This is a genomic window from Acidiphilium sp., from assembly GCF_049977125.1.
In the GTDB taxonomy this organism is placed as follows: Bacteria; Pseudomonadota; Alphaproteobacteria; order Acetobacterales; family Acetobacteraceae; genus Acidiphilium.
On the sequence record NZ_JBMFGY010000031.1, the window covers coordinates 1 to 6,330 of the forward strand.

The 6,330-nt window shown below is 62.7% G+C and carries 7 protein-coding genes; 5 read left to right on the forward strand and 2 right to left on the reverse strand.

Annotation, left to right across the window (positions count from 1 at the left end):
• From ACP5E6_RS07165 to ACP5E6_RS07175, 3 genes are all read left to right on the forward strand, one after another.
• The coding region (locus ACP5E6_RS07165) for a nickel-dependent hydrogenase large subunit (protein WP_427953267.1) at positions 1-1,388 on the forward strand (1,388 nt) is incomplete at its 5' end.
• Positions 1,381-1,875 (forward strand): NADH-quinone oxidoreductase subunit B family protein, encoded by a 495-nt coding sequence (locus tag ACP5E6_RS07170; protein ID WP_427953269.1) that lies wholly within the window; start codon positions 1,381-1,383, stop codon positions 1,873-1,875. The genes ACP5E6_RS07165 and ACP5E6_RS07170, both read left to right, overlap by 8 nt.
• Entirely contained in the window at positions 1,868-2,479 is a 612-nt protein-coding gene (locus ACP5E6_RS07175; protein WP_427953271.1) for a ribonuclease HII, read from the forward strand. The genes ACP5E6_RS07170 and ACP5E6_RS07175 overlap by 8 nt, the downstream gene beginning before the upstream one ends.
• Before the next feature lie 11 nt (positions 2,480-2,490).
• Here ACP5E6_RS07175 and ACP5E6_RS07180 read toward each other — a convergent pair whose 3' ends face one another.
• Both ACP5E6_RS07180 and ACP5E6_RS07185 read right to left on the reverse strand, forming a co-directional pair.
• Positions 2,491-2,778, reverse strand: coding sequence for a hypothetical protein (locus ACP5E6_RS07180; RefSeq protein WP_427953272.1), 288 nt, complete (start codon positions 2,776-2,778; stop codon positions 2,491-2,493).
• Between the two features lie 261 nt (positions 2,779-3,039).
• Entirely contained in the window at positions 3,040-4,092 is a 1,053-nt protein-coding gene (locus ACP5E6_RS07185) for a ribonucleotide-diphosphate reductase subunit beta (protein ID WP_427953274.1), read from the reverse strand.
• A gap of 347 nt (positions 4,093-4,439) precedes the next feature.
• Here ACP5E6_RS07185 and ACP5E6_RS07190 point away from each other — a divergent pair, with 347 nt between their 5' ends.
• On the forward strand, positions 4,440-5,057 hold the full coding sequence (locus tag ACP5E6_RS07190; protein ID WP_427953276.1) for a DUF2202 domain-containing protein: 618 nt from the start codon (positions 4,440-4,442) through the stop codon (positions 5,055-5,057).
• 409 nt (positions 5,058-5,466) lie between these two features.
• Positions 5,467-6,276, forward strand: coding sequence for a transcriptional initiation protein Tat (locus tag ACP5E6_RS07195; RefSeq protein WP_427953278.1), 810 nt, complete (start codon positions 5,467-5,469; stop codon positions 6,274-6,276).
• Positions 6,277-6,330: the final 54 nt, after the last annotated feature.

Consider the following 6,330-nt stretch of genomic DNA (forward strand, 5'->3'; position numbering starts at 1 on the left):
GCGGCGGCGCTGCTGCTGGGCGTGATGCCGGGGCTGATCGCGGGGCTGACGTGAGCGGGGTTGACGTGAGCGGGGCGGCGGGAGGCGGCTTGGCGGGAGGCGGCTTGGCGGGAAGCGGGGGGTTGCTGGAGCTTCTGGTCGCGGCGCCGGCGGAGGGGCCGGTGCGGCTGATCGATGCCGGGACCTGGCGGATGCTGGCGCGGGGGGAGGCGGCGCTGCATTTTTACGGGCTGTTCGTGTCGGGGGCGCGGGTTTACGCGTTGTTCGGGGCAGCGGCCGGGACGCTGCTGGTGGCAACCGATCTGGCGGATTCGGCCTATCCATCGATCGCGGCGGGGTTTCCGATGGCGGCGTGGTTCGAGCGGTTGGCGCGGGATTTGACCGGGGCGGTGGCGCTGGAGGCGGAGGATCGGCGGCCGGCGATCGCGCAGGGGGCGGCAGGGAGCGATGCGGCCTGGCCGCGCTTCATCGAGACGGCGGGCGAGGGCGGGTTTCAGATCGGGCAGGGGCCGGTGGCCGGGGTGATCGCGGCGCCGGTGCATCGGCGATTCAGCCTCGATGGCGGGGTAGTGACGCGGTTGGAGCATCGGTTGGGCTATGCGCACCGGGGCATCGCCGGGTTGATGCGCGGCAAATCGCCCCGCGCGGCGGCGCGGTTCGCGGCGCGGATCGCCGGGGATGCGACGGTGGCGCATGCCGTGGCCTTCGCGCGTGCCGCCGAGGCGGCGAGCGGCGTGGCGGCACCGCCGCGGGCGGCGGCGGTGCGGGCGGTGATGCTGGCGATTGAACGGGTGACGGGGGATTTGGCCGCCTTGTCGGCGGCGGTGGGGTTGGGCGGGGATGCGCGGTTTGCGGCGCTGCTGGGCCAGGCGCGCGAGCAGGTGGCCGGGGCGGTGGGCGAGGTGTTCGGGCATCGGCTGATGATGGATGTCGTGGTACCGGGCGGGCTGGCGGTGGATGTGCGCAGCGCGGCGGTGCCGGCGCTGGTTGCGGCGCTGGATCGGGCCGGCATGGTGGTGCGGGCGGTGTTCTGGGCGCGGGTGCGGCGGGATCTGGCGGCGGCGGCCGGGATGGCGCAGGCGCGCGCGCGCGCGGTGCGGGCGATGGGGCGCGTGGCGCGGCAGGGATTGGCGGCGCTACCGGAGGGGATCATTGCTCAGGCGCTGCCGGCGGCGAGCGGGATGGGGCTGGGGGTGGCGGAGAGTGCGCGCGGTCTGGTGCATCACTGGCTCGATCTGGCGGATGGGCAGATCCGCGATTGCTGCGCCATCGATGCCTCGGCGCGGTTGCTGGCGGTGCTGGAGGCGGTGGTGGTCGGGTTGGAGTTCGAGGCGGCGGCGATGGTGATTGCGTGTTTCGGCCTGTCGGTGAGTGCGATCGATGGATGAGGTGACGGTGAGTTCGCTGGCGGCGCGGCTGAGCGAGGCCGGGACGACCCTGCTGGGGCGCAGCCTGGCGGTGCGGCATGTCGATGCCGGGAGTTGCGGCGGGTGCGAAATTGCGCTCGCGGCGGCCGCGGTGCTGCGGGGCGGGTTGACGCGATATGGGGTGACTCTGGTCGATGATCCGCGGGCGGCGGATGTGCTGCTGGTGACCGGGGTGGTGACGCGCGCGCTGGCCGAGGCGGTGACGCGCACGCTGGCGGCGATGGCGCCCCCGCGGTTTGTGGTGGCGGTGGGGGATTGTGCGGTGGATGGCGGGGTGTTCAAGGGCGCGCCGAGCGTGCTGGGCGGGGCCGAGCGCGTGGTTGCGGTGGATTTGTTGATCGCCGGGTGCCCGCCCTCGCCGGGGCGGATCATCGCGGGGTTGGTGGCGCTGCTGGAGGCGAACGCGGCGCCGGTGCGGCGGTCGCGGCGGGTCGAGCCGCGTGCCTGATTTCAGTTATGAACGCCGGATCGGCGGGGTGGTGGCGGGGGTGGATGAGGTTGGGCGTGGCCCGCTGGCGGGGCCGGTGCTGGCGGGGGCGGCGATACTGCCGTTTGATCTGGATGACAGGATTATCACGCTAGTAGATGATTCTAAACGATTGTCCGCAGCGCGGCGGGCGGTGGCGCTGGCGGCGCTGCTCGACGCGGGGGCGGTGATTGCGCTGGGGGCGGCCTCGGTCGAGGAGATCACGCGGCTGAATATTCTCCAGGCGAGTCTGCTGGCGATGCGGCGGGCGGTGGCGCGGTTGCCGCTGGCGCCGGATCATGTGTTGGTGGATGGGCGAATCGCGCCCGGGCTGGGGATGGGGTGTTCGATGATTATCGGCGGGGATGGGATTTCACTGTCGATCGCGGCGGCGTCGATCGCGGCGAAGCTTGCGCGGGACCGGTTGATGGCGCGGCTGGACCGGCGCTATCCTGAGTATGGCTGGGCGCGCAATGCTGGTTACGGCACGGAGCACCACCGCAGGGCGATCGCGCAGCATGGGGCGACGCGGCATCATCGCCCCGGATTCGGGGCGTTGTTGCGTGGAATCAATATGTTAGGTTAGTGCGCTGACAATCAGGCGTAGCGCTGCTCGGGATGGCGGAGATGCCAGAGACGTTCATGGGCGGCGACGAGGCTTTCGATGCTCTTGCGACGATTGGAATCGACATTGACGGAGCGCCTTGTCAGCATGCGCTCGAGAATGACCAGCAATTGTTCAGCGATTTCATAATCATCCTGATCGCAGGCATGATGAAACGCGATCAGGATTTTATCGGACAGGCGACGGCTGTAGCGGGCCTGTGCTTTGTCCGGTTTCGCTGTATCGTGGTCGATTGTGTCCTCGATTGTCACTGGTGGCATTCCATTCCTAAGATGAACAAGTCGTTATCTTACTGGTTTCCTAACAATTAGCTATCCCGAAACGCGTTTGAAAACGACAAAAAGCAATTTGTTTATCGTTACTGTTGTATGAAAACCGCAAAAAACGACATGAATTATTTATTTAGACGTTCATCTTTGATTAACATCGCATGAAATCTCAAATTTGACAAGAGCGATCTCGGCAATCAGGAAAACCCGAAACCACGGCTGGTTTCGGGGTCGCGCGATCGGGCGGCGGGATCAGGGGATGGCGATCAGGGGTGATTCGGGGGCGGTGAAGACGAAATCGGCGAAGGCGTCTTCCCAGGAGCCGGTGGTGGAGGCCTTGCTGTATTCGGTGGCCCGGTTTTCGAAGAAATTGGCGTGTTCGACCGCGTTGAGCATTTCGTCGAGCCAGGGCAGGGGGTTGGTTTCAACGTGAAACAGCGGGTTGAGGCCGAGCTGCTGGAGGCGGCGGTCGGCGATGAAGCGGATGTATTGTTTCACCTCCGCGCCGTTGATCCCCTCGATCGCGCCGAATTCGAAGGCGAGGTCGATGAACGCGTCTTCATGGTCGACGATGGTGGCGCAGGTGAGGTAGAGCTCGCGGCGCAGCTCCTCGGTCCAGATTTCGGGGTTTTCCGAGATGAAGGTGCGGAACAGGCGGATGATCGAGAGGCAGTGGAGGCTTTCATCGCGCACCGACCAGGAGATGATCTGGCCCATGCCCTTCATTTTGTTGAACCGCGGAAAATTCAGCAGGATGGCGAAGGAGGCGAAGAGTTGCAGACCCTCGGTGAAGGCGCCGAACGCTGCGAGGGTCTTGGCGATTTCGTGTTTGTTGTCGACCCGGAAGCCGTGCATGTAATCGTATTTGTCCTTCATTTCCTTGTATTTCATGAAGGCGGAATATTCGATCTCGGGCATGCCCACAGTGTCGAGCAGATGTGAGTAGGCGGCGATGTGGATGGTTTCGATGTTCGAGAAGGCCGAAAGCATCATCAGCACCTCGGTCGGTTTGAAGACCTGGCTGTAGTGCTTCATGTAGCAATTGTTCACCTCGACATCCGCCTGGGTGAAGAAGCGGAAGATCTGGGTGAGCAGATTGCGCTCGCCGGCGGTCAGGTTCTTGTGCCAGTCCTTCACGTCATCGGCGAGGGGGACTTCCTCGGGCAGCCAGTGGACGCGCTGCTGGGTCAACCAGGCCTCGTAGGCCCAGGGGTAGCGGAAGGGCTTGTAGACCGGGTTTTCGGTGAGAAGGTCGAATCGGGTCGGGAGGTCGACCGGGACGGCGGGGGTGATGATGGCGGACATGCTGGTTCCTTATCGGGCGAGGGCGCTGCTCTCGATCGCCGGCTTCGCTGGTTGGGGAGTTGTCTTGGGGGTTCGTTATGACCCGGCCAGAGACGTTCGGCAACCGTAAAAGAGCGGGGATGGCAGTTGTTGATACCATATTTGCGTATGGGCCAGTGATTATTTACTAGATGTAGCGAAGCTTGATGGTCGGTGCATGATTCGATGCGGGCGCGCTTGACAAATTCGATACAAATAGATATATCTAATGCATGGTGTTGATTTGGTTGCGGACGCGTGTTCGCAACGATGGAAGGTCTCGTGGCATTGGGCTGCGATCGGTCGGCACCGCTAGTTTGAGAGATGCCATGAACCATCAACCCACTGAACCGCCGATGGCGCAACGCGCCCATCGGCTCGCTCATGTCGAGCAGACGCGCGTGGCGCTTGCCGCCGTCGATTCCGGCGCCCTGACCGAGCATGAACGCGCGGACCTGCTGCTGATGCGCGAGGAGGAGAAAATCGCGCGCGATGTTTATCTGCAGCTCTATGATCGCTGGGGGCTGCGGCCGTTCGGCAATATCAGCGGGTCAGAACAGGCCCATATGGATATGATCCTGCTGCTGCTGGAGCGGCACGGATTGCCCGACCCGGCGCAGGGGTTGGCGATCGGAAAATTCAACGATCCGGCACTTCAGGCGTTGCATGACGATCTGCTCGCGCGGGGGCTGCAAAGCCAGGCGGAGGCGGTGCGGATTGGTCTGCTGGTCGAGGAATTGGATATTTTCGATCTGCGGGTTGCGGCATCGCGCACCGAAAAACCGGAGATCCTGGCGGTCTATGCCGATCTCGAGCGCGGATCACGCAATCATCTGCGGGCGTTTCACCGGTGGATGCATCAACTCGGGACGCATTACACGCCGGTGCATCTGAGCATCGCCGATTTCGAGGCGATCGCGGCGTCGGCGCACGAATCCTGCCATTGACCGGCGGTTGAGCCGATACGGCCGGTGATCGGGGCGCGCCAGATGAGGGGGCGCTCCGGTCGCCGATGGTTGCAGCACCTGGCTGTGACATGATCGATCCGAAATAATGATCGGAACGATATAATATTGCGATTGTATAATTGATTGCGCCGTTGCGCGAACAACGCTACCCAATCCATCAACATGATTAATCACGGCATTGATTGACTTCGATCATTCGGGTCAGTCGTCAGGTTTCATCATGTTGCTGGGGGAAATGTGCGACACGGGATGATGGGTAACATTGTCATCTGTTCGCTGGTTGCCTCGGTTAATATTGACAAGAAAGCCGTTGGACTTCGGTCAGCCGAAGGTCTGATGGTTGCGATACCGATACCGGCAATCCAGAATCCCTGTTGAAAGATCAATCATGACCGAAACCGCTCCCCTCACCACGACACCGCGGCGCGCCATGCTGCGCAATATTGGGATATCCGCCGGAACCGCCGGGTTGATGGCGATCTCGGCGGCGCCGGCGCGGGCGGCGGTTGATGATCTGCGCTTGATCAATCCCGGCGCGAAATCGTTGCAGGCGTTGCATGCGCGACTCGCCAAGACGCCGCGTCGGCGCGATTTCAAGACGGTGCCGATGATCCTGACCGATTCCAATGATTGGGATGCCCAGGCGATCCAGGAATTGATTGCCTATCAATCCGAGGTGAAACAGGTGTGGGATAATACCAACCTGCTCGGTCCGTGGCTCAACCTGATGCGCAACGCCGTCAATGTGCAGACCTATTCATATCGGCAACCCGATGCCATCGTGGTTTCGATCACCCATGCCCTCGCGCATCTCGCCCTGTTCGATCAGGACCTGTGGGACAAGTATCAGCTTGCGAAGATGACCGGCGGCAAGATGACGCGCAACACCCTGATCGATATTCCGAAAGCCGCCTCGACCAATCCGGCGGATTTCAACGATACCAGCGGCGTGTTTTCACCCGAGGACAATTCGTTGACGGTGCTGCAACGGCGCGGCGTCGTGTTTCTCGGGTGTCATAACGCGATTTGGGAATTGACTCGCAAAATTCTGAAAAAAGGCGTCAATCCGGATAAATTGTCGCATCATCAGGTCGCGGCCGAATTCACCAATCATCTGATCCCTGGTGTCGTGCTGACCCCCGGCGTGGTTGCCACCATGCTCTACTTGCAGCGCGCCGGATATGAATACGCGAAATAACACGGTGAACGGGTTCGAGAGCGTTATGCTTTCAGCTTAACGCTCTAACTCTAT